The following is a 23,568-nucleotide window of genomic DNA, read 5'->3' as shown; positions in this document are numbered from 1 at the left end:
CCACAGAACCACAGAACCACAGAACCACAGAACCACAGAACCACAGAACCACAGAACCACAGAACCACAGAACCGTTTTTACAAAAACAAAAAAGGCCCCGAAGGGGCCTTTCATTTAGCTGTTCATGCTAATCGCTTATCACTCACGCTCATGCAGCGGGCTGAACTCGCGCTGGTTGTAACCGGTGTACAACTGGCGAGGACGGCCGATACGGTTGCCCGGATCGTTGTGCATTTCGTTCCAGTGGGCGATCCAGCCGATGGTACGGGACATCGCGAAGATAACCGTAAACATAGATACCGGAATACCAATTGCTTTCAGAATGATACCTGAGTAGAAATCGACGTTCGGGTACAGTTTCTTCTCGATGAAGTACTCGTCCGATAGGGCGATACGCTCAAGCTCCATAGCAACATCCAATAGCGGATCCTGAATGTTCAGCTCCTGCAATACATCGTGGCATGCTTCGCGCATTACTGTTGCACGTGGGTCGTAGTTCTTGTAGACACGGTGACCGAAGCCCATTAGGCGGAATGGGTCATCCTTGTCTTTTGCACGTTCAACGAACTCTGGGATCTTGTCGACACTGCCGATTTCTTCCAGCATCTTCAAGCAGGCCTCGTTGGCACCACCGTGTGCTGGGCCCCAAAGTGACGCGATACCCGCTGCAATACAGGCAAATGGGTTAGCACCCGATGAACCTGCAAGGCGAACAGTAGATGTTGATGCATTTTGCTCGTGGTCAGCGTGTAGGGTAAAGATCTTATCCATTGCACGAGCCACCACTGGGCTGACTTCGTACTCTTCACACGGCGTTGCAAACATCATATGCAGGAAGTTTTCTGCATAATCCAAGTCGTTACGCGGGAAGATAAATGGTTGACCGATAGAGTATTTGTAACACATTGCTGCTAGTGTCGGCATTTTCGACAATAGGCGGAACGCAGTGATTTCACGGTGGGTATCGTTATTGATATCCAGTGAATCATGGTAGAACGCAGCAAGTGCACCCACCACACCACACATAACAGCCATAGGGTGAGCATCACGGCGGAAACCGTGGAAGAAGCTTGAGATCTGCTCATGCACCATGGTGTGACGCGTCACAGTGGTACGGAATGTTTCGTACTGCTCGCGGGTCGGAACCTCTCCGTAAAGAAGAATGTAACACACTTCCAAGTAGTCGGCGTTATTGGCCAATTGGTCAATCGGGTATCCGCGGTGAAGCAGAATACCTTTGTCACCATCAATGTAAGTAATTTGAGATTCACAAGATGCAGTGGCTAGAAAACCAGGGTCGAATGTAAAATAACCGTTAGCTCCAAGCTTACGTACATCAATTACTTCAGGCCCTTCAGTGCCCCCGATAATCGGCAGTTCGACGGGTGCTTTCCCTTCAATGTGAAGAGTAGCTTTCTTGTCTGCCATAACAATCTCCTTTGTTTTTTATAATCCTAATCCAAGGCGGATGTACATTTGTTGTACCGATCAGCGACCCAAATGTCAATTTTTGTGCTTGCTTGTGTGCGCTTGTTAATAAGTTTGCACAAAATAGTGCAAATTTCTAAAACCGTGTTAGAGGTCATGTAACGGGGTTTGTATTTGATTGTTGCGAGGCGTATACTCGCGGCAGGTCTCTGGTTCTGCCGCCGCCAGACGCAAATGCCAAAGTTATCAATAATTAGAGTAAGTTAGGGAAGGCACAGTTTTACATGTAATATGTAGAACATTATTGCAACCTCGGGTTACGTTTATGTTAACGCACTTGTTCGGCATAAGTAGAAACAGGGAGTGATAACAATAACAATGCTTCAATGGAGCTGAGTGGGCAATCACCGTGAAAGTAAATAAGCCAAGACCTGTAAATCTCGACCTACAGACGATTCGCTTTCCCCTTACAGCGATAGCGTCAATCCTACATCGCGTCTCCGGCGTGATCACCTTTGTAGCTGTAGCAATCCTGCTATGGTTGCTGGGCCTCTCTTTATCATCTCCCGAAGGCTTCGCCAGTGCAGCCGGCATAGTGAACAGTTTCTTCGCTAAGTTCGTACTATGGGGCGTGCTGACGGCGTTGTTCTACCACATTGTGGTAGGCATCCGTCACCTAATGATGGACATGGGATATTTCGAAGAGATGGAAACCGGTATCAAAAGTGCCAAAGTCAGCTTTGTCATTGTCGGTGTTCTGTCTCTGTTTGCAGGAGGCCTGGTATGGTAAATAACGTCTCAACAATTGGTCGCAACGGTATTCATGATTTTATCCTGATCCGTGCCACCGCCATCATCCTTACGCTTTACACCCTTTATATGGTGGGCTTTTTTGCCTTTGGACCTGAACTGACTTTCGAAACCTGGAGTGCCTTTTTTGGCAAGCTCAGTACCAAGGTGTTCACCATGTTGGCTTTGCTGTCGATCTTAATCCATGCATGGATTGGTCTGTGGCAAATACTGACCGATTACATTAAGCCTGCCGCCCTGAGAGCGGGTATCCAATTTGGTGTAGTTGCTGTTCTTTTTATTTACCTGTTCTCAGGTTTCTTCATTGTGTGGGGTGCGTAAGTGAGTATTGCAGTTCGAGAGTTTGATGCAGTTGTAATTGGTGCTGGTGGTGCAGGTATGCGCGCAGCACTACAAATTTCTGAGCAGGGCTTAAAATGTGCACTGCTTTCCAAAGTTTTCCCTACACGTTCCCACACCGTTTCCGCGCAGGGCGGGATCACCGTTGCGTTGGGTAACTCCCACCCGGACAACTGGCAGTGGCATATGTACGATACCGTTAAGGGCTCTGATTATATCGGTGACCAGGACGCGATCGAGTACATGTGCAAAAATGGCCCTAAATCAGTGATTGAACTTGAAAAAATGGGCCTGCCGTTCTCTCGTTTCGATAACGGGACTATCTACCAGCGTCCATTTGGCGGTCAGTCGAAAGAGTTCGGTGGTGAGCAGGCTGCGCGTACTGCGGCGGCAGCTGACCGTACGGGTCATGCTTTGCTTCACACCCTTTACCAGCAAAACGTCAAGCACAAAACGACGATTTTCTCTGAGTGGTATGCACTGGATTTGGTGAAAAACCAAGATGGCGCCATCTTGGGTTGTACTGCGCTATGCATGGAAACCGGTGAGATCTGTTACTTCAAGTCGAAGGCAACTATTCTCGCGACAGGTGGTGCGGGCCGAATCTATGCCTCTACGACCAATGCCCACATCAACACCGGTGATGGTGTTGGTATGGCGCTACGTGCCGGTGTCCCTATGCAGGACATGGAAATGTGGCAGTTCCACCCGACAGGTATTGCAGGTGCCGGTGTATTGGTGACTGAAGGTTGTCGTGGTGAAGGTGGCTACCTACTTAACAAAGACGGTGAGCGCTTCATGGAGCGTTATGCGCCGAATGCCAAAGACTTGGCAGGCCGTGACGTTGTTGCCCGCTCAATGATGGTAGAAATCCGTGAAGGCCGCGGTTGTGATGGTCCTTGGGGTCCACATATAAAGCTGAAGATGGATCACCTGGGTAAAGATGTGCTTGAGTCGCGCTTACCAGGCATTTGTGAGCTATCTCGCACCTTTGCCCACGTCGATCCGGTTAAAGAGCCAATCCCTGTTATCCCAACCTGTCACTACATGATGGGTGGCGTACCAACCCAGGTTTCCGGTCAGGCTATCAAGCAGACTGCGACGGGGGCCGATGTTGAAGTGCAAGGCTTGTTTGCCTGTGGTGAAATTGCCTCGGTGTCTGTCCACGGTGCTAACCGCCTTGGCGGTAACTCACTGCTTGACTTGGTGGTATTCGGCCGTGCGACTGGCCTGCACCTGGGTGAGACTTTGCTGGCGCAAGCTGAAGCACGCCCGGCAACTGATTCAGATATCGAAGCTTCCCTTGCCCGTGTCAACCGCTGGAACAACACCCAGAAAGGCGAAGATCCGGTTCAGATCCGCAAAGATCTGCAAACTTGTATGCAGAATAACTTCTCGGTATTCCGTGAAGGCGAAGCAATGGCAACCGGCTTGGAAGAGCTGAAAGTGATCCGTGAGCGCCTGAAAGAAGCGCGCCTTGACGATACCTCGACAGAATTCAATACCCAGCGTATTGAGTGTCTGGAGCTAGAAAACTTGATGGAAACGGCCTATGCAACGGCGGTGGCGGCGAATTACCGTACCGAAAGCCGTGGTGCCCATGCCCGTTTCGACTTCCCTGAGCGCGACGATGCACAATGGCTATGTCACTCTATCTACAACCCTGAGACAGAAGAGATGTCCAAGCGTGATGTCAACATGACACCAATTCATCGTGAGGCATTTCCGCCTAAAGCGCGTACATACTAAGGGGAGGATAAAACTATGAAACTGAATTTCTCGATTTACCGCTACAACCCTGATGTAGACAACGCACCGCACATGAAGGGCTACACCCTTGAGGTCCCTGAAGGTTCGGACATGATGGTGCTTGATGCGCTGATTTTGCTAAAAGAACAAGATCCTTCTTTGTCGTTCCGTCGTTCGTGCCGTGAAGGGGTCTGTGGCTCCGACGGTATCAATATGAACGGTAAGAATGGCCTGGCTTGTATCACACCGCTCTCGGCACTGACTGACCAGAGCACGATTGTGATCCGTCCGTTGCCGGGCCTGCCAGTTATCCGTGACTTGATCATCGATATGGAGCAGTTCTATACCAACTACGCCAAAGTGAAACCATTCCTGATTGATGAGGGTGCCCAGCCGCCTGCACGTGAAAACCTGCAGATGCCAGAAGAGCGTGCCCATCTTGATGGTTTGTACGAGTGCATCATGTGTGCTTGCTGTTCAACGTCGTGCCCATCTTTCTGGTGGAACCCGGATAAATTCATCGGACCAGCTGGCCTGTTGGCTGCTTATCGCTGGCTAATTGATAGTCGTGATACGGCAACTGATGAACGTTTATCCGATCTGGACGACGCTTTTAGCGTTTTTCGTTGCCATGGCATCATGAACTGTGTAAATGTTTGTCCTAAAGGGTTAAATCCGACGAAAGCGATTGGACACATCAAGTCGATGCTGCTCAAGCGCGCGGTATAAATATAAGTATTATCGATATGCTGGCTTCATGATTCGCTCTCAGGAGCCAGCCTCAATTCCGGTCACCGAGCCGGGAAAATGGCGATAACTAGTGGTTAAGGGAAAACAATGCAGAACGGCGTTATGAAGGCTTGGCTTGAGTCTTCACACCTGGCTGGCGCCAATGCAACTTATGTAGAGGAACTCTACGAGTTGTATCTTAGCGACCCAGAATTAGTAGATGAAGAATGGCGTCACGTGTTCAGTGATCTGCCTGTTGTGAATGAGACGGTTGTTGAACAGCCTCACTCACGTGTTCGTGACTATTTCCGGCGTCTAGCGAAGGAAACAACCCATCTAAGTGCTACCGTCAGCGATCCAGATGTTGATGCTAAGCAGGTTAAGGTATTGCAGTTAATCAACGCATACCGTTTCCGCGGGCACCAGCACGCAAACTTAGATCCGTTGGGGCTATGGCAGCAGGAGCGAGTATCCGACCTCGATCCTGAATTCCATAACCTAACCGTCGATGACTTCAACGAGACATTCAATGTCGGTTCTTTTGCCATCGGGCAGGAGACCATGAAGTTATCAGAACTTTATGACGCGCTGAAGAAGACCTACTGTGGTTCGATTGGTGCGGAATACATGCATATTACAAACACTGATGAAAAACGCTGGCTTCAGCAGCGTCTTGAGTCGGTTGTTGGGCGTGGTTCCTTCTCCAAGGAAGAAAAAATGACTTTCTTGGATGAGTTGACTGCTGCAGAAGGGTTGGAGCGCTACTTGGGCGCGAAATTCCCCGGCGCGAAGCGATTCTCGCTCGAAGGGGGCGATGCCCTGATCCCTATGGTCAAAGAACTGATCCGCTACGCAGGTACCAATGGTGCCCGTGAAGTGGTTGTTGGTATGGCTCACCGTGGTCGACTGAACATGCTGGTCAACGTTCTGGGTAAAAAGCCGCAGGACCTGTTTGACGAGTTTGCCGGTAAGCATGATGAGACATGGGGTACCGGTGATGTGAAATATCACCAAGGCTTCTCGGCTGACTTTGCTACACCAGGTGGTGACGTACATCTCGTGTTGGCATTCAACCCGTCGCACCTGGAAATTGTAAACCCTGTGGTGGTTGGCTCGGTTCGAGCAAGGCAGGACCGCCTGGGCGATAAAGATGGATCTCAGGTATTGCCTATTACTATCCACGGTGACTCGGCCATTGCTGGTCAGGGCGTTGTGGCAGAGACGTTCAATATGTCTCAGTCACGCGGCTACCGTGTTGGTGGTACGGTGCGTATCGTGGTGAACAACCAGATTGGTTTTACCACATCTAACCCGAATGATACCCGCTCGACCCAATACTGTACTGATATTGCCAAAATGGTGCAGGCTCCGATCTTCCATGTTAACGCCGATGATCCAGAAGCCGTTGCTTTCGTTACCCGTATTGCCCTTGATTTCCGTAACACCTTCAAGCGAGATGTAGTGATTGATTTGGTGTGTTACCGCCGTCATGGTCACAACGAAGCGGACGAGCCGAATGCGACTCAACCGTTGATGTACCAGAAAATCAAGAAGCACCCGACACCGCGTAAGATTTATGCAGATGCCCTGACTGATGCAGGTACGGTGGATCTGGAAACCGCAACGTCTTTGATCAACGAATACCGTGATGCCCTTGACCGCGGTGAATGTGTAGTTAAAGAGTGGCGTCCGATGAAGCTGCATTCTGTTGACTGGGAACCATATATTGGCCATGACTGGACCGTTGATTGGGATCATCAGGTTGACTATGGTCGCCTGCAAGAACTTGCTCACCGTGTCTGCCAATTCCCTGATAGCCATAAGCTGCAAAGTCGTGTCCAAAAGCTATACAACGACCGCATGGCGATGGCTGAAGGTGAAAAGGCGGTTGACTGGGGGATGGCAGAAACGTTGGCATATGCCACTTTGGTTGATGAAGGTAAGCGTATCCGTATTACCGGCCAGGACTCAGGTCGTGGTACCTTCTTCCACCGTCATTCGGTGCTACATAATCAGGGTGATGCCAGTACTTATATCCCGCTGGCCAATATCCATGATAAACAAGGTACTTTCCAGGTCTTTGACTCGGTACTTTCCGAAGAAGCTGTTTTGGCCTTTGAATATGGTTATGCAACCGCAGAGCCTAGCGGCCTGACCCTTTGGGAAGCACAATTTGGTGACTTTGCCAATGGCGCTCAGGTTGTAATTGACCAGTTCATTAGCTCCGGTGAACAGAAGTGGGGCCGTATGTGTGGCCTGACAATGCTACTTCCGCATGGTTATGAAGGGCAGGGGCCTGAACACTCATCGGCTCGCCTGGAGCGTTATCTACAGCTGTGTGCTGAGCAGAATATGCAGGTGGTGATCCCATCGACACCGGCTCAGGTTTACCACATGCTGCGCCGACAGGTTGTTCGCCCGATGCGTCGTCCGCTGGTGGTTATGTCGCCGAAGTCATTGCTGCGTCACCCGCTATGTACATCCAGTCTGGATGAACTGGCAAGCGGTAATTTCCAGCCTGCTATTGGTGAGATAGACGACCTAGACCCGAAACAGGTCAAGCGCGTGGTCTTCTGTTCAGGTAAGGTGTATTTCGACCTGCTAGAACAGCGCCGTAAAAACGAGCAGACGGATGTGGCCATTGTTCGTATCGAGCAACTTTACCCATTCCCTAAAGAAGATGTTGAAGCTGCCTTGGCAGATTATCAGCACGTTACTGATTTTATTTGGTGTCAGGAAGAGCCTCAGAACCAAGGTGCGTGGTACTCCAGCCAGCACAATTTCCGTTCTGCACTTCCGGCCGGCGCCCAGCTTGAATATGCAGGCCGCCCGGCTTCAGCATCACCGGCTGTAGGTTACATGTCGGTTCACCTGAAACAGCAAAAAGCGTTGATTGAAGACGCACTAACAATAGATTAATAAGAACTGGAACAAAAAGGACAAAGCCGATATGACGATCGAAATTCTGGTTCCCGATTTACCTGAATCAGTTGCAGACGCAACAGTAGCGACTTGGCACAAGCAGCCAGGTGATGCTGTCACCCGTGATGAAGTTCTGGTTGATATCGAAACAGACAAAGTGGTGTTGGAAGTACCAGCACCGGAAGACGGTATTCTTGAAGCAATTCTAGAAGACGAAGGTACCACCGTACTGACTAAGCAGTTGATCGGTAAGATCAAAGCGGGCGCAGTTGCCGGTGAGCCAACAAAAGATGTTCCTGCAGAAGCAGAATCGTCGCCTAACAAGCGCAACACTGCAGCGCTGGGTGATGAGACCAATGAAGCATTGAGCCCAGCGGTTCGCCGCCTGCTGGCTGAGCACAATATCAGTGCAGCCGATGTGAAAGGTACCGGTGTTGGTGGTCGCATCACTCGTGAAGATGTTGAAGCGTTCGTGAAAGAAGGTAAGCCGGCTCCAGCGCCTGTGGCACCTGCTGTTGAAGCGAAGGTTGAAGCACCGATTGGCCACCGTAGCGAAAAGCGTGTCCCAATGACCCGCCTACGTAAACGTGTTGCTGAGCGCCTGCTTGAAGCGAAGAACAGCACAGCGATGCTGACGACGTTCAACGAAGTAAACATGAAACCAATCATGGATCTGCGCAAGCAGTACAAAGATATCTTCGAAGAGCGCCACGGTATCCGTTTGGGCTTTATGTCTTTCTACGTGAAAGCGGTTGTTGAAGCCCTGAAGCGCTTCCCAGAAGTGAATGCGTCTATCGACGGTGACGACATTGTTTACCATAACTTCTTTGATGTCAGCATTGCGGTCTCCACACCGCGTGGCTTGGTGACACCAGTTCTACGTGACTGTGACAAGCTGAGCTTGGCCGAGATTGAGAAAGGTATTCGTGAGTTGGCGATCAAGGGCCGTGACGGCAAACTGACCGTTGATGAGCTTACTGGCGGCAACTTCACTATCACTAACGGCGGTGTATTCGGCTCATTGATGTCGACACCAATTATCAACCCGCCGCAGTCAGCGATTTTGGGTATGCACAAAATCCAAGACCGCCCAATGGCTGTGGATGGCAAGGTAGAAATCCTACCTATGATGTACCTGGCACTGTCTTATGACCACCGTTTGGTTGATGGTCGTGAGTCAGTGGGCTACCTAGTTACCATCAAAGAGTTACTTGAAGATCCAACACGCCTGCTTCTAGACGTGTAACCCTGCAGGCAGGCCAGTGAGGCTCGACAGTTGGCCTGCCATTTTTGCAGTTACAATCGAAGAAGTACCGAAGAGTACTTCACATGGATATAACGATTCCCCAAGGGATATGAAAACGGATAGAACATCATGAATTTGCATGAATATCAGGCGAAACAGCTGTTCGCCGAGTACGGTCTGCCAGTTCCAGAAGGTTACGCTTGCGACACGCCACAAGAAGCAGCAGAAGCTGCAGGTAAAATCAGTGGTGACAAATGGGTCGTGAAATGTCAGGTACATGCCGGTGGTCGTGGTAAAGCGGGCGGCGTGGAACTGCACGACACCAAAGAAGGTATCAAAGGTTTTGCCCAGAAGTGGCTGGGTAAGAACCTGGTGACGTACCAGACTGATGCAAATGGCCAACCAGTGACAAAAATCCTGGTTGAAGAAGCCTCCAACATTGCCAATGAACTGTACCTTGGTGCGGTTGTTGACCGTGGTACACGTCGCATCGTGTTCATGGCGTCAACGGAAGGCGGTGTAGAAATCGAAAAAGTGGCTGAGGAAACCCCTGAGCTAATCCACAAAGCAGCGATTGACCCACTTGTTGGTCCTCAGCCTTACCAAGGCCGTGAGCTAGCTTTCAAACTGGGCCTTAAAGGTGACCAGATCAAGCAGTTCACCAAGATCTTCCTAGGCCTTGGCAACATGTTTGCTGATTACGATCTTGCCCTGCTAGAAATCAACCCATTAGTGATCACCGGTGATGACAACCTGCTTTGTCTTGACGGTAAGATCAACATTGATTCCAATGCCCTTTATCGTCAGCCTAAGCTTCGTGAAATGCACGATCCTTCGCAGGAAGATGAGCGTGAAGCGCATGCAGCACAGTGGGAGCTAAACTACGTCGCGCTTGATGGTAACATCGGCTGTATGGTTAACGGTGCTGGCCTTGCAATGGGTACCATGGATATCGTCAACCTACACGGCGGACAGCCTGCCAACTTCCTTGATGTGGGCGGCGGTGCTACTAAAGAGCGTGTTACCGAAGCGTTCAAGATCATCCTGTCTGATACCAATGTTAAAGCGGTATTGGTTAACATCTTCGGTGGTATCGTCCGTTGTGACCTGATTGCCGAAGGTATTATTGGTGCGGTCGAAGAAGTGGGTGTTGAAGTCCCTGTCGTCGTTCGCCTTGAAGGTAACAATGCGGTGCTAGGAGCGGAAACCCTAGCGAAGAGTGGTTTGAACATCATTGCTGCGACTTCCCTAACTGAAGCAGCGGAAAAAGTTGTTGCTGCAGCGGAGGGTAAATAATGTCTGTTCTAATTAATAAAGATACCAAGGTGATCTGTCAGGGTTTTACTGGCGGTCAAGGTACATTCCACTCAGAACAAGCGATTGAGTACGGAACACAGATGGTCGGTGGTGTATCACCGGGTAAAGGCGGTACGACTCACCTAGGCCTGCCAGTGTTCAATACTGTGCGTGAAGCGGTTGAAGCCACTGGCGCAACAGCGACAGTTATCTACGTACCGGCTCCATTCTGTAAAGATGCGATCCTAGAAGCAATTGATGCAGGTATCGAGCTGATTGTAACTATCACTGAAGGTATCCCAACACTGGACATGCTTGATGTGAAAGTACGCCTTGATGAAGCTGGCGTGCGTATGATTGGTCCAAACTGCCCGGGTGTGATTACACCAGACGAGTGTAAGATCGGTATCATGCCAGGTCACATCCACAAAGCAGGTAAAGTCGGTATCGTATCTCGTTCAGGTACACTAACTTACGAAGCTGTTAAGCAGACGACAGATGAAGGTTTCGGCCAGTCGACCTGTGTTGGTATCGGTGGTGACCCAATTCCGGGTTCAAACTTTATCGACGTGCTGGAGCTGTTTGAAAAAGATCCGGCGACTGAAGCTATCGTGATGATCGGTGAGATCGGCGGTACAGCGGAAGAAGAAGCCGCAGCTTACATCAAAGATAACGTCACTAAGCCTGTTGTGTCTTATATTGCGGGTGTTACGGCGCCTCCTGGTAAGCGTATGGGCCACGCGGGTGCGATTATCTCTGGCGGTAAAGGTACTGCAGAAGATAAGTTCCAGGCACTGGAAGCGGCAGGCGTTAAGACCGTGAAGAGCCTAGCAGACATCGGTAAAGCACTACGTGAAGTCACTGGTTGGTAATCCTTTAGCTCCAAAGCGATACCGATAGACTCTAATGAAACCCGCCATTTGGCGGGTTTTTTTATTGGGCTACACCTGACGGGATGTGTATATGCTTAGGAGAGGCAAGTGACCGGAGGGCTGACAGTGAGAAAGGTGGCCTTACTGATGATAATCGCGTTAAGTTCGGCATTTAGCGTAGCGAAAGAAGACAAGGAAGGTTACGAGACCTGCATTCTTGAGTATGTGTCTTTGGCTGAAAATGGTACATCAGCCAACTTGATGACCAATGCCTGCCATCGGCTTTATATCGATAACTTCATGTTATCGGACAAAGATGAGGCGTATTTCCAATGCCTGCTCGATTACCTGCCAGAAACCAAGCACCTACGGACAGCAATGCAAGTAAAGAGCACGTGTAACAGCCGTCACCGTAGTTTGTTTAACTAATAAGCGAGGCTTTTTTTGGGCTCGTAGTGTCTAGGTTTAAAAGGGTAGCGTTGCCTTGGAGGCTGAGAAGGACAGCAGCCCGGGAAGGGCTGCTGTTAAGTTAGTGATATTAGGCTTCGGCTCGCTTGAACTGGCTTAGCAGGAACAAAGCTGCGGCTGCTACCACAACGGACGGACCCGCCGGAGTGTCATAGTGCCAAGACATGGCCAGACCACACATAACGGCAATTATGCCCAATACTGACGCCAGTGCTGCCATCATCTCTGGGCTGCGAGAGAATTTGCGGGCAGTTGCGGCAGGGATGATCAGCAGGGAAGTAATGATCAGTGCGCCGACAAACTTCATCGCAACAGCAATGACCATACCCACCATCAACATTAATAGCAGGCGCATCAGATCAACATTGACCCCTTCGACCTGTGCCAACTCTTCGTTGATAGTCATCGAAAGCAGCGGACGCCAGAGGGTGATCAACATTATCATAACGATGGCACCGCCACTGTAGATCCACAGTAGATCTGAAGGGGTAACGGCAAGTAGATCACCGAACAGGTAGGCCATAAGGTCGATACGGACATGGTCAAGAAAGCTGACCGCGACCATACCCAGTGATAAGGCACTATGAGCCAGAATACCCAAGAGGGTATCGGTCGCTACATACTTTTGCTTCTGCAAGCTTACCAAGATCACCGCCAGTGCCATACAGCAAATAAACAGCGCCAGGTTAAGGTTGATATTGAAAAGGAAACCCAGCGCAATGCCCAGCAGTGAGGCGTGGGACAGGGTATCGCCAAAATAGGCCATCTTTCGCCAGACGACGAAAGAGCCAAGTGGGCCGGAAAGGGCGGCGATGCCAATGCCCGCAATCAGTGCGGGAAGCAATAAATCAAGCATTGTTGCTCTCTTGTCGTTCGTTATTTTGGTGCTCGTGCTGACAGGGGCCAACAGGGTTGCCAGACAAATCATGTTCGTGGTTGTGGTGATGTTGGTACAATGCCAGTTGTTCACACTGGTGGCGACCGAACAGGGCCACATAAGAAGGGTGGTTAGTGATCATTTCCGGCTCACCAGAGCAACAGATGTGGTGATGCAGGCAGATAACATGGTCGGTTTTAGCCATAACCAAGTGTAGATCGTGCGAAACCATTAAGATGGCGCAATTGAGCTTGTCACGCAAAGATTGGATTAGGCTATACAACTCTAGTTGGCCATTAACATCAACCCCCTGCACCGGTTCGTCCAGCACCAGCAGATCTGGTTGTTGTAGCAATGCCCGCGCTAACAGCACACGTTGTGTTTCCCCCCCAGAGAGGGAATGCATATTGCTATGGTGCAGGTGTTTGCCGCCTACCAGTTCAAGGGAGTCAAGCCGTTGGGACTCACTATACCGGCCAGCCAAGCGCATGAAACGATCAACTGTTAGCGGAAGCGTGGTGTTAAGTGACAGTTTTTGCGGCACATAGCCTATCCGTAGTCCTTTCTGGCGAATGACTGAGCCAACTGTTGGTTTGTTCAACCCTGTGATGACTTTGACAAGGGTTGACTTACCGGAACCATTGGGACCGATCAGTGTGGTGATCTGTCCCCGTTCTAATTTCAGGGAAACCTGATCGAGTACGTGTCTTTCGGCAAATGTGACTGTGACCGATTGTAATTCAACTAAGGAATTCATAAATTTATTTGCTTAGATATTTGCCAAAGTGAGATGTTATAATATAACATCTTTGACGATTATTAAAATTAAGAATTATTCAGGGAACCTATTATGCGCCGTTTGCTTCTTACTTGCAGCACTTTTGGGCTTCTAGTCGCGCCTACATTGCACGCTGAAGAACTCAAAGTCGTTTCAACAGTCAAGCCTGTGACTATGATTGTCCAAGAACTGACACAGGGGGTCACATCAACGGAGACGCTACTGCCAGCAGGAGCATCACCACATGATTATGCTTTGCGTCCGTCTGATGTACGCAAACTCAACGAAGCCGACTTGGTGATTTGGGTTGGCCCTGAGCTTGAGCGCTTCTTGATTAAAGTGCTTGATGACAAAGAAAACGTACTGACACTGACCGCTCAGAACAGTATCAACTTCCGCCATTACGGCGATGACCATGACGATCACGACGACCATGGCCATGATGATCACGATGGCCACGATCATGACAAGCATGCCCACGACGACCATGACCATGACCATGATGATCATGCTCATGATGATCACGACGGTCACGATCATGATAAGCACGCCCATGACGATCACGATGACCACCACCATCACGAAGGCATTGACCCTCACCTATGGTTAGGCCCAGAGCAAGCGGTTCAGGCTGCCCAAGTGATCACAGAGAAACTGATTAGCGTTGCGCCGGCTAATAAAGATATTTTTGAGAAGAACCTAGCTAATTTCTCGGCGGAGGTTCGCTCTACTGTTGCTGCAATCGAGCAGACCCTGACACCGGTTTCTGATCGTGGCTACTTTGTATTCCACGACGCTTATGGCTATTTTGAAGATCAATTCGGCCTGAATAACCTTGGTCACTTCACGGTTGAACCAGACCGTCGTCCAGGCGCTAAGACACTGATCACTATCCGTAATGCGTTGAAAGACCAACATGCAGCGTGTGTGTTCAGTGAGCCACAATTCTCACCGGCAGTGGTTGATAGCGTAGCGCGTGGCACTGGGGTAAATATTGGTACCCTTGATCCACTTGCCACTGAAATTGAATATGGTCAAGGAAGCTATGTTGAGTTTCTGAACCAGCTAACCCAAAGCTATAGCCAGTGTCTACAGTAAGCATCAGGGCCGTCCGAGAGGCGGCCGCTGTTTTTGGACAACTGCCCCGCCCCCATCGGATTGGGCTGGCGGTGTGTTCTACCCTCGTACTGGCTGCCACATTGTGGCAGCCAAGTTCGTATCTGGGGCACGATCTTAGTCCTCGGGTGGAAGTGGGTATACCGTCAAGTGGACGGGAGTTATTGTCAGAAAGAAACAGCGAACCCTTGGGCGCTGTTGTGGAAAATAATGACCCGGCCTTTGCGATCCCAGCCGATGAGCTGGAACAGCAGCTCACGCAGAATGCCCAGCGAAACCACCGCCATACCATTGCTAGCGGTGATACCCTGGGAGGTGTTTTTGGCCAATATGGCCTGCCGCTTGCCGATATGTATCAGATGCTCGAGGCAGAGCCCTCTTTGCAGCGGCTTGGTGTTGGCCAGCGCTTGGCTTGGACGGTTGACCAAGATGGCAGAGTGGAAAACCTTTCGGTAAGACGGAATGCTAAGTTTACCGATCATTATGAGCGGGTTGCTGATGGCGAGTACCGTCATCACAGGGCTGAAGAAGCGGGAGAGCTAAAACCGGTTAGATTATCAGGCCGGGTATCAGGCAGTTTTTATAACTCTGCATTGGCGGCTGGGCTGACACCGAACCAGATTCAGGAATTGGTTCAAGCATTGCAATGGCGGTTTGATTTTGGTCGCCAGGCTCGCCGTGGCGATCAGTTTGCCGTTACCGTTGAACAGGAGTTTATTGACGGAAGGGCGGTCGGGCGTGGTGAGGTTAAGTCCTTGCTTTACCTTAACGGTAACCGAGAAATCTTTGTCAGCCGGGCTCAAAATGGCCAGTTCTATGACGAGGAAGGCAATAGCCTAAACCGCGCCCTGCGTCGTTATCCAACTGCCCAGCGATTTAGGATCAGTTCACCTTTTAATCCTCACCGCAAGCACCCGATAACAGGTAGAGTATCCCCCCATAACGGTACTGACTTTGCAACACCTATCGGAACTCCTGTGCTGTCGGCAGGTGATGGCGTAGTCGTCAAGGCACAGAAGCACCCATTGGCCGGCAATTATGTGGTCGTGAAACATGGCCGTGAGTATGTGACTCGTTACCTTCATTTGCACCGGATGCTGGTAAAACCAGGCGAGCACGTCAAAATGGGCCAGCGGATTGCGCTGAGCGGGAACACCGGACGTTCTACCGGTCCGCATTTGCATTATGAGCTGATCAAAAAGAACCGCCCTGTCGATGCGATGAAAGTCCCGCTGCCAAAAGCGGCTCCTGTACCTTCTGGCGATATTGTCGAATATGGCAAAATCGCCCGTGAGGAAAAGCAGGTGTTACAACAGGCATTGAGTAGCTAAGTTATCAGCTATATTGGTTTCGAGGTTATCTCATTACTGGATCGGAGATAAAAAGCGCACTGAGGTGCGTTTTTTTATGCATCTTGCCTCATTTTATAAATGTCGACTTATATTCGATTTGTCATTACTGCATAATACAAACGAATTTCATGGGGTTAGAGTAACTTTTTCATTGTTATGATCAGGCGATTTATATTATTAATCAATTTATTAGGGCTGGTACTTACGACATCGGAGTCCGTATTTGCTTCGAGTTACCTTTTCCGCCCAATGGCGGACTTAACCAGCCTGAGTAACTTGTCTGTCCGCAAAATCGTCGATGATTCAAACAAAGGCCTCTGGCTGGTCGATATTCGAGGGCAGTTGCTGTTCTATGATGGTACTAATCTTAAACCTGCAGTCGAAAGAACCGGTAAACCCGTAACCGGCGTGACAGATGTTGCCTTAGTCAGCGATACACTATGGCTGGTTAAAGACAGTCATGCCTATTCGTATTCACCACAAACCACCACGCTGAAAAGGCACAATATTAGTCAGGTGCCGATCGAGTCTGTTGTCGGCTTGGGTAATACTGCGTGGTTCGCTAATCGACGTGGCCTTTACCAATTATCTGACTCTGAGCTAGAAGCGAATTTCCTGCCTTTTCCACACCCGATAAAGCTGGCCGGCTTACATGTTGCAGGTAACCATTTGTACGTTGCTAGTCAGCAAGGTGTTTATGAATACCTTTCATTTGCTCTGCCACCCACCAAGTTGTTGCCAGACTATTTTGTCACTGCCGTAGAGCAAGACGAACAAGGTGAGCTCTGGTTTGGTACTCGGCAAGGTGTGGTCAAAGGCAGAGAAGGTACGTTATATCCACTGCAGGAAAATCAAAGCAAGCCTGCAGTACTGAGCCTTCAGGCGACAGCAAAGGGTATGTGGGTCGGAAGTACGGCCGGACTCTATCGGATGGACTTAGATGTGGCGACAAAGGCCTATTTTATGCCTTCAGACCACGACAAATTTTCATTGCCTGGCCGCCGGGTACTTGAGCTACAGCAAGACCATCAAGGCTCGCTCTGGGTATCGACACCGGAAGGGTTAAGCCAATTACCTGCGGGTTCTGATTTACTCAACCGGATTCGGTTAGGGAAAGGGGAAGGAGAAGTTGATGCTTCCCTTATTACGGATATTGCCTATGGCAGTAATGGCGACTACTGGCTGGCGACAGATAATGGATTGTTTGAAATCTCCCCTACTTTTGAAGTCGCGGGCCATATTGCAAGCCTGGGAAAGATTAGACAGTTAGCGCTGTCAGGTGAGCGGCTATGGGTCTTAAAACAAGACGGTATTGCGACTTATGAAATCAACCCATCGCGGTTACAAAATGTCGACTTGCCACCAGCTATTCAAGCTCTGTCTGTTAGCCAAATTATGATCGACCACTTTGGTTCGCTCTGGGTAGGAGCTGAAGATGGCCTTTACCGTTATTGGCCAGAGTACGGAGAGTGGATGCCGTTTGGAAGTCACTGGTTACGTGATCCTGAAGGCGGCGAGGTCATTACCCGCTTTTGGGAAGACAGTGAATACCAGGTATGGGTTGGGACTACCTTCGGCCTGTATAAATTTGATGCAGGTATGCTGCACTTTGCACCGGGCAGTGAGAATAGGGGCGGGGTTGTTGATATCTATGAAGATCGGATGGGCCAGCTTTGGGTTGCCTCGAACTACGGGGTGCAGGTATCTCAGGCTCTGAACCCATTGCAGCTGCAAGAGGTTCAGCTCTCCTCTAATTTTGTCCGTCCTTATTGCCTTGTCGGCGGAAATGCCGGGGTATGGCTTTCTTCCAGTACAGGGCTGTCTTTCATTAGCTATTATGGCGAACTAAAGCAGCACTTGGGCTTCAATAGCGGCCTGCTGCCGGAGGATGTTGGGTCGCAGGCTTGTTTGCAAGATAATGCTAACACTTTAGTGCTTGGCTACCGCCAAGGCCTATTGAGTATTGATCATGACGCATTGTTTGATGAATTCCCCCCCGAGCCGGGGTTGGTGCTGAGTGCAGTATGGGTGGATAACGATATTTGGCCATTAGCTGACTCATGGAGCAAACTGAGGCGGTTGCCATATGGCTCCTCCATTGCTTTTAAGTTGGAGGCTATGCCATCCCGTTCGACTTTGTATCAGTATCGTTTGGTTGATGAAAATGCTCAGGCTGGCGAATGGCAGATAGCCACCCAGCCATTGCTGCCTCTAGGGGTATTGTCTGCTGGGCAGTACACGCTTGAAGTCCGTAGGGTGAAAGCTGCTGACAATACAGTGGTTGAATTAAGCTACGTCTTCAGTGTCCAGCCTGCCTGGCGGATATATCAAGCCTTGATAGGTATTTTAGGGCTTGCTGCCTTGCTGCTGGCTTTGGTGCTAGTTTATTGGCGGAGTAAGGTATTCAAAGATCAGGCACAGCAACTCAAACAGGCTGTTTTCCAAAAGACAGCTAAAATTGAACTTCAGAAAAAGCAACTCAACGCAAGTAATGTTCACTTACAACGGATATTGGACGTAAGACAGCATATTATGGCGCAGCTTTCACATGAGCTGCGGACACCGTTGCAGTTGTCTCTGGGCTTGTTGTCAGATCTGAGGCCCACTTGCCAAGCACCGAGTAAGGTCGATATTGCCGAAAAGAACCTTACCCATGCTCTGCATGTGGCGGATCAACTGCTTTCACGTGACGTATTTGCTCAGGTTGAGCCAGAGAGAGCATGCAAGCAGCTAGTCAGTCCAATCATTCAGGCTTGTTGCATGAGCTGGCAAGTTGAAGCTGAAAAGAAACAGATAGCCTTGTGTCTCGAAGAAAATATTTCCCCTGAAACAGCCATTTGCTTGGCACCCTACCACCTTGAGATCATGCTCGGTAACCTGCTGTCGAATGCGATGAAATATACCGACAGTAAAGGGGGGATCACGGTTGCTGTAAAAGAGCTTGAACATCAACTCATCGTCTCTGTAAGTGACACTGGCCGTGGAATGTCTGAGCAGACCAAGACCCACTTGTTTGATAGCTATTACCAAGAAGCCCCTCAGCTCAGCCCCAAGGCAGGCTTCGGCTTAGGCCTAAGTACGGTCAAACAGTTGGTTGAGCAGTATCACGGTACCATTTCAGTGATCAGCTATCAGGGAGTAGGGAGCGAGTTTATTCTTCGACTTCCCCTATTAGTTGAGTCATTGGAAGCAAAATATCCAACAGCTAGGCAAGGAGTGTCAGACCAGCCCCGTTGGCTAATGGTGATTGGGAATGAGGATGATAGCCATAGTGATTGGAGTAAGCGGCTGTCCGAACATTATCATGTTACCCATACCCGGGGGGATTATGAGGACTTGATGCTAATTGAAGATACCCTCCCTGAGCTCGTCATTATTAACAGGGGAGTGCTCGAACCAAGCGATGAAGAACTGCTTCAGGGGATGAAGGAAGATTATTTTGGCAACAAGGGACCGGTGTTCGTCGCACTAACTACTCCTGAAGAAACACGCGGATCTCAACCGATTCGCTGGGCGGACTACACGCTTTCAAAACCATTAGAGGCGAATGTTGCGCAAGCTGAAATCGGTCGCTTACTCAGTAAAGAATCTGCTGAACCTGCTGATGGGGAAGGGCCCCAAAGCAAGGAGTGGCAGGATAATGTCCACGCTTTTGTTTCCAAGCAATTTCACCATTCTGGCTTTGGGAGCTCTTCAGCAGCAAAAGCGCTGACTATGCCCGAGCGGACGTTCCAGCAGCGTTTTAAGCAAGAGTTTGGCTTGTCCTTTAAAGACTATGTCACCCAATTCCGTTTTGAGCAGGCCGCGGTCATGCTTAAACAAGGGGACAAAGTCTCTGATGTCGCGCTGGCATGCGGCTTCAAAGACCCTTCATATTTCTGTGCAAGGTTCAAGGCCTACAGCGGGCAAACACCTAGTGAGTTTGCCAAAGGGGCCTCTGCACTCGACTAAATTGCGTGGTCTGGTTATTCAGCCAGATCACGTTAGTAAGCACCTTACCCGGTATTTTGCCAGGGAGTAGCTCCTGCCTGTTTCATTATCCTTTCATCTAACCATTCTGCCTGTACAAGTACCAACTCTGTGTCGTATATCTGTGTTTAATTACATAGAGATTTTAAGTGATTGATCCATGCAATGTTTTCGTTGTCCCTTTAGCTATGTAATCCATCAATAAGGCTGTAAAGCGTGCTGGGTGTCAATATTGCAAACAATGAATGCAAAAATGAGTGAGGTTTATTGATTTAAAACAACACTTAATGTGTTTCAATCTGTAACATTGAAAGTATTAATGCTAATTATTCTTATTTAGGGTAGCGGTTTAGAATGAAACTGTCAGAAATGTTATGCGGGGCTGAAGGAAGGGTGACCAGTTTAGCTGGCTTACCAGCAGCTACCCGCAAAAAGCTAATGGTCATGGGGATGTTGCCGAATACACCGGTGAGTGTGATTCGTGTGGCACCGCTTGGTGATCCTCTTCAGGTGCGAGTTCGAGGCGTGGATATCGCCCTGCGTAAACAACTTGCAGAAAGCATTGATGTGGAGGTGAACTGATGGAATACAGCATTCTGACAGTCGGTAACCCAAATAGCGGTAAAACGACTCTATTTAATGGCTTGACTGGCGCCAAGCAGCAGGTGGGTAACTGGGCTGGGGTAACCGTTGAGAAGAAAACAGGCCGTTATGACTGTGCAGGTGACAATTTTGCGCTAACTGACCTTCCTGGTATCTACAACCTTGACAGTGCCAACGACGTTAATAGCTTGGATGAAGCCATTGCTTCTCGCGCCATCCTAACCATGCCAGCGGATGTCATCATCAATGTGGTGGATGCATCGTGCCTTGAGCGTAGCCTATACATGACTCTACAGCTACGTGAACTGGGTCGTCCAATGGTGGTTGTGCTGAACAAAATGGATGTACTGGAGCGCCAGCGCCAGAAACTAGACATTAAAGGGTTGGAAAAAGCCCTGGGTTGTCCGGTAATGAGCCTGTCGGCGAATAACCTTAAGCAAGTAGCAGAATTCAAAACCCAGTTGCACAAAATGCTGGCGCAGGGAATTGCTGTTAATGAGCTGAAGTTGGATTACGGTACCCAGTTTGAGCAAGCCATTGCCGAAACAGAAGCCTTCTTTACCGATGCCCAATTGAACAGCCGCGCGCAGGCTATTCGTGCTTTGGAAAATGATACCTTGGTGATCAACCAGTTGTCAGAAGAGCAAAAGAATCAGGCATACAACGTTCGCAATACTTTGATGGTGGATGTTGACCCTGATATCCAAGTGGCTGATGTACGCTATAGCTTCTTGCATCAACTGTGCAGTAAGGTTCGCCGTCAAGAAGGCAAGCTGAGCCGTAGCTTGAGCGACAAGATTGATGCGGTGTTGCTCAACCGTGCATTCGGTATTCCCTTCTTCTTTGTTGTGATGTACCTGATGTTCATGTTCTCCATCAACATCGGTAGTGCCTTTATCGACTTCTTCGATATTAGTGCCGGTGCGCTTCTCGTTGATGGTGGACATTACCTACTTGATGACCACCTTCCGGTGTGGCTGGTAACTGTTATTGCCGACGGTATCGGTGGTGGTATCCAGACCGTCGCAACCTTTATTCCTGTAATTGCCTGCCTATACCTATTTTTGGCGATGCTTGAAAGTTCTGGCTACATGGCGCGAGCAGCGTTTGTACTTGATAAAGTGATGCAGAAAGTTGGCCTGCCGGGCAAAGCATTTGTGCCATTGGTATTAGGCTTTGGTTGTAACGTACCAGCTATCATGGCAACCCGTACGCTGGAGCAAGAGCGTGAGCGTAAGCTCGCAGCTGCGATGGCACCGTTTATGTCTTGTGGCGCGCGCCTACCAGTATACGCACTATTTGCTGCAGCTTTCTTCCCTGAAAATGGTCAGAATGTCGTATTCGGTCTTTATATTTTGGGTATTGCCGCTGCGGTACTGACTGGTTTGGTATTGCGCCATACTATTTACCCAGGTAACAGTGATAGCTTCATTATGGAGATGCCAGATTATGAAATGCCAACATTGCGTAACGTTGGTATCAAAACTTGGCAGAAACTGAAGAAATTTGTACTGGGAGCCGGTAAAACAATCGTCGTTGTTGTGGCAATCCTGAGCTTCTTTAACTCACTGGGTACTGACGGTTCGTTCGGTAACGAAGATACGCCTAATTCTGTACTGGCAAAAACAGCCCAGATCGTTACCCCTGTGCTTTCTCCTATCGGTGTGAAAGAAGATAACTGGCCAGCTACTGTTGGTATCCTGACCGGCATTTTTGCAAAAGAAGCCGTAGTCGGAACGTTGAATAACCTATATGCGCCAGCTGCGGGTGAAGAAGACGCTGAATATGATCTAATGGGCAGCCTTCAGGAAGCGGTAGGCAGTATCGGTGCAAACCTTGCTGACCTTAGCTATTCTGATCCGCTGGGTATCACTGTTGGTGAGTTGGAAGATAAAGCTGCAGCGGCTGAAGAGCAGGAAGTTGATGCGTCAATCTTCGGCAATATCCAAGCCCACTTTGTGAGCTCTGCAGCGGCAATGGCCTACTTGATCTTCATTCTGCTTTACACGCCATGTGCCGCAGCAATGGGTGCCTACGTACGTGAGTTTGGTCAGAAGTACTCAGTGTTTATTGCGGCTTATACCATGCTATTGGCGTATACCTTTGCGACGTACTACTACCAGATCGCTCACTTTGCTGACCACCCAGCAACAAGTATGTTGTGGATTGGGTTCTTCACTGCAATCAATGCAGGCTTGTTTATTACCTTCAAGCGTAAGGGCCAGCAGATGCAAACCGAGGAGTTGGCAACACTATGATCCTGCAGCAGCTGAAACAGTACATTGAGCAACACGGGCGTGCCAGCCGCAAGGCATTGGCAATGCGGTTCGGTATGTCGGAAGACGGTGTCGAGGCCATGCTGGAGGTATGGATCTGCAAAGGCAAGTTGGGCAAGGAACTGGTCGGCTGTGACAGTGATGGATGTTGTCAGGGGGCCAAGGAGATTTGGTACCGACCGCTAAAATCCGATGAGCTTTCTATCACGGTAATGCGGGGGTAGCAGGTAATATTTAAAGGAAAGGCAACCTCAGGGTTGCCTTTTTTATACCTTAATCTGCGGCACTGAAGCCGTCGATATGGCCTAGCTCAGCCCTTAGCTCTTCGGTTAATGCTTGTTGTAGGGCTTCGTCACGTTGGGTGCCGTCAGTATTGCCCCAAATCGGGCCAGGCCATGCCACATCATCTTTGAAGCGGGCAATGTGGTGTACATGTAACTGGGGTACAAGGTTGCCCAGCGCACCGACATTGATTTTGTCGGCTTGGTAGTCTTTTTCCAGTACGGCTGCTACTGCACTGGACTCTTTGATCAACTGAAGCTGTTCATCTTCAGGTAAGTGGTGGATTTCACGTAGATCCGCTTTTCTTGGTACCAGAATTAACCAAGGGCCAAGCGCCTCTTTGGAAAGCAATACCTGACACAGGGGAAGATTGCCGATAATTGTAGTATCTGCGGCTAGTCTCGGATGGAGTGTAAACGGCATGGGATTATTCCTTATTTGTATTGTGTAGCTCA

At 49.6% G+C, this 23,568-nt stretch carries 19 protein-coding genes; 15 read left to right on the top strand and 4 right to left on the bottom strand.

Annotated features, from left to right (window positions below):
- Positions 1–139 precede the first annotated feature (139 nt).
- A complete protein-coding gene (locus BIZ37_RS12510) occupies positions 140–1,429 on the bottom strand; it encodes a citrate synthase (protein WP_107298507.1) in 1,290 nt (429 codons plus the stop codon).
- A gap of 409 nt (positions 1,430–1,838) precedes the next feature.
- Here BIZ37_RS12510 and sdhC point away from each other — a divergent pair, with 409 nt between their 5' ends.
- From sdhC to BIZ37_RS12465, 9 genes are all read left to right on the top strand, one after another.
- Positions 1,839–2,219: a succinate dehydrogenase cytochrome b556 subunit gene (sdhC, locus tag BIZ37_RS12505; protein ID WP_187461780.1), complete on the top strand. Its 381-nt coding sequence runs from the start codon at positions 1,839–1,841 to the stop codon at positions 2,217–2,219.
- Positions 2,213–2,560, top strand: coding sequence for a succinate dehydrogenase, hydrophobic membrane anchor protein (gene sdhD / locus BIZ37_RS12500; protein WP_187461779.1), 348 nt, complete (start codon positions 2,213–2,215; stop codon positions 2,558–2,560). Before sdhC ends, sdhD begins: the two co-directional genes overlap by 7 nt.
- Positions 2,561–4,327, top strand: a complete 1,767-nt coding sequence (gene sdhA, locus BIZ37_RS12495; protein ID WP_187461778.1) for a succinate dehydrogenase flavoprotein subunit — start codon at positions 2,561–2,563, stop codon at positions 4,325–4,327. It begins immediately after the preceding gene.
- Positions 4,328–4,342: 15 nt separating this feature from the next.
- Positions 4,343–5,056, top strand: coding sequence for a succinate dehydrogenase iron-sulfur subunit (locus BIZ37_RS12490; RefSeq protein WP_107298511.1), 714 nt, complete (start codon positions 4,343–4,345; stop codon positions 5,054–5,056).
- 108 nt (positions 5,057–5,164) lie between these two features.
- A complete protein-coding gene (gene sucA / locus BIZ37_RS12485; RefSeq protein ID WP_187461777.1) occupies positions 5,165–7,975 on the top strand; it encodes a 2-oxoglutarate dehydrogenase E1 component in 2,811 nt (936 codons plus the stop codon).
- A 31-nt stretch (positions 7,976–8,006) separates the two neighbouring features.
- The gene (odhB, locus tag BIZ37_RS12480; RefSeq protein ID WP_187461776.1) at positions 8,007–9,224 is read left to right on the top strand and encodes a 2-oxoglutarate dehydrogenase complex dihydrolipoyllysine-residue succinyltransferase; all 1,218 of its coding nucleotides are present in this window, start codon (positions 8,007–8,009) and stop codon (positions 9,222–9,224) included.
- Between the two features lie 129 nt (positions 9,225–9,353).
- Entirely contained in the window at positions 9,354–10,520 is a 1,167-nt protein-coding gene (gene sucC / locus BIZ37_RS12475; protein ID WP_187461775.1) for an ADP-forming succinate--CoA ligase subunit beta, read from the top strand.
- On the top strand, positions 10,520–11,392 hold the full coding sequence (gene sucD / locus BIZ37_RS12470; protein WP_107298515.1) for a succinate--CoA ligase subunit alpha: 873 nt from the start codon (positions 10,520–10,522) through the stop codon (positions 11,390–11,392). Before sucC ends, sucD begins: the two co-directional genes overlap by 1 nt.
- A gap of 147 nt (positions 11,393–11,539) precedes the next feature.
- On the top strand, positions 11,540–11,821 hold the full coding sequence (locus BIZ37_RS12465; RefSeq protein WP_187461774.1) for a VF_A0006 family four-cysteine protein: 282 nt from the start codon (positions 11,540–11,542) through the stop codon (positions 11,819–11,821).
- A 109-nt stretch (positions 11,822–11,930) separates the two neighbouring features.
- On the opposite strand, the gene znuB is transcribed toward BIZ37_RS12465, so the two are convergent.
- Together znuB and znuC are read right to left on the bottom strand one after the other, a co-directional pair.
- On the bottom strand, positions 11,931–12,716 hold the full coding sequence (znuB, locus tag BIZ37_RS12460; protein WP_187461773.1) for a zinc ABC transporter permease subunit ZnuB: 786 nt from the start codon (positions 12,714–12,716) through the stop codon (positions 11,931–11,933).
- Positions 12,709–13,494 carry a zinc ABC transporter ATP-binding protein ZnuC gene (gene znuC / locus BIZ37_RS12455; protein WP_187461772.1) on the bottom strand — a complete coding sequence of 262 codons (786 nt, stop codon included), beginning with the start codon at positions 13,492–13,494 and terminating at the stop codon, positions 12,709–12,711. Before znuC ends, znuB begins: the two co-directional genes overlap by 8 nt.
- A 93-nt stretch (positions 13,495–13,587) precedes the next feature.
- Here znuC and BIZ37_RS12450 point away from each other — a divergent pair, with 93 nt between their 5' ends.
- The 6 genes from BIZ37_RS12450 (at position 13,588) to BIZ37_RS12425 (ending at position 23,055) form a co-directional block, all read left to right on the top strand.
- Positions 13,588–14,613, top strand: coding sequence for a zinc ABC transporter substrate-binding protein (locus BIZ37_RS12450; RefSeq protein ID WP_187461771.1), 1,026 nt, complete (start codon positions 13,588–13,590; stop codon positions 14,611–14,613).
- Positions 14,614–14,615: 2 nt separating this feature from the next.
- A complete protein-coding gene (gene mepM / locus BIZ37_RS12445) occupies positions 14,616–15,962 on the top strand; it encodes a murein DD-endopeptidase MepM (RefSeq protein ID WP_187461782.1) in 1,347 nt (448 codons plus the stop codon).
- A gap of 270 nt (positions 15,963–16,232) precedes the next feature.
- Positions 16,233–19,934, top strand: coding sequence for an AraC family transcriptional regulator (locus BIZ37_RS12440; RefSeq protein ID WP_187461770.1), 3,702 nt, complete (start codon positions 16,233–16,235; stop codon positions 19,932–19,934).
- A gap of 372 nt (positions 19,935–20,306) precedes the next feature.
- On the top strand, positions 20,307–20,534 hold the full coding sequence (locus BIZ37_RS12435) for a FeoA family protein (RefSeq protein ID WP_187461769.1): 228 nt from the start codon (positions 20,307–20,309) through the stop codon (positions 20,532–20,534).
- Complete coding sequence (gene feoB / locus BIZ37_RS12430; protein WP_187461768.1) at positions 20,534–22,813, top strand: Fe(2+) transporter permease subunit FeoB; 2,280 nt, start codon at positions 20,534–20,536, stop codon at positions 22,811–22,813. The genes BIZ37_RS12435 and feoB overlap by 1 nt, the downstream gene beginning before the upstream one ends.
- A complete protein-coding gene (locus BIZ37_RS12425; protein WP_187461767.1) occupies positions 22,810–23,055 on the top strand; it encodes a FeoC-like transcriptional regulator in 246 nt (81 codons plus the stop codon). The genes feoB and BIZ37_RS12425 overlap by 4 nt, the downstream gene beginning before the upstream one ends.
- A gap of 49 nt (positions 23,056–23,104) precedes the next feature.
- Here the strand turns inward: BIZ37_RS12425 and BIZ37_RS12420 are convergent, their stop codons facing one another.
- Positions 23,105–23,536, bottom strand: a complete 432-nt coding sequence (locus tag BIZ37_RS12420) for an HIT domain-containing protein (RefSeq protein WP_187461766.1) — start codon at positions 23,534–23,536, stop codon at positions 23,105–23,107.
- Between the last annotated feature and the right edge of the window lie 32 nt (positions 23,537–23,568).

Origin of the sequence: Photobacterium sp. BZF1, assembly GCF_014349205.1 — a bacterium.
Classification (GTDB): Bacteria; Pseudomonadota; Gammaproteobacteria; order Enterobacterales; family Vibrionaceae; genus Photobacterium.
Note: the sequence above shows the minus strand (reverse complement) of the source record. Positions and strands in the feature narration are given on the sequence as shown.

Bases quoted from the DNA above. Each gene is read 5' to 3' on its own strand.
- BIZ37_RS12450 (WP_187461771.1), top strand. From the start codon at position 13,588: ATGCGCCGTTTGCTTCTTACTTGCAGCACTTTTGGGCTTCTAGTCGCG.
- odhB (WP_187461776.1), top strand. From the start codon at position 8,007: ATGACGATCGAAATTCTGGTTCCCGATTTACCTGAATCAGTTGCAGAC.
- BIZ37_RS12440 (WP_187461770.1), top strand. From the start codon at position 16,233: ATGGCGGACTTAACCAGCCTGAGTAACTTGTCTGTCCGCAAAATCGTC.
- BIZ37_RS12420 (WP_187461766.1), bottom strand. From the start codon at position 23,536: ATGCCGTTTACACTCCATCCGAGACTAGCCGCAGATACTACAATTATC.
- znuC (WP_187461772.1), bottom strand. From the start codon at position 13,494: ATGAATTCCTTAGTTGAATTACAATCGGTCACAGTCACATTTGCCGAA.
- sucA (WP_187461777.1), top strand. From the start codon at position 5,165: ATGCAGAACGGCGTTATGAAGGCTTGGCTTGAGTCTTCACACCTGGCT.
- feoB (WP_187461768.1), top strand. From the start codon at position 20,534: ATGGAATACAGCATTCTGACAGTCGGTAACCCAAATAGCGGTAAAACG.
- BIZ37_RS12490 (WP_107298511.1), top strand. From the start codon at position 4,343: ATGAAACTGAATTTCTCGATTTACCGCTACAACCCTGATGTAGACAAC.
- znuB (WP_187461773.1), bottom strand. From the start codon at position 12,716: ATGCTTGATTTATTGCTTCCCGCACTGATTGCGGGCATTGGCATCGCC.
- sdhD (WP_187461779.1), top strand. From the start codon at position 2,213: ATGGTAAATAACGTCTCAACAATTGGTCGCAACGGTATTCATGATTTT.
- BIZ37_RS12510 (WP_107298507.1), bottom strand. From the start codon at position 1,429: ATGGCAGACAAGAAAGCTACTCTTCACATTGAAGGGAAAGCACCCGTC.
- sucC (WP_187461775.1), top strand. From the start codon at position 9,354: ATGAATTTGCATGAATATCAGGCGAAACAGCTGTTCGCCGAGTACGGT.
- BIZ37_RS12465 (WP_187461774.1), top strand. From the start codon at position 11,540: ATGATAATCGCGTTAAGTTCGGCATTTAGCGTAGCGAAAGAAGACAAG.
- BIZ37_RS12425 (WP_187461767.1), top strand. From the start codon at position 22,810: ATGATCCTGCAGCAGCTGAAACAGTACATTGAGCAACACGGGCGTGCC.
- BIZ37_RS12435 (WP_187461769.1), top strand. From the start codon at position 20,307: ATGAAACTGTCAGAAATGTTATGCGGGGCTGAAGGAAGGGTGACCAGT.
- sucD (WP_107298515.1), top strand. From the start codon at position 10,520: ATGTCTGTTCTAATTAATAAAGATACCAAGGTGATCTGTCAGGGTTTT.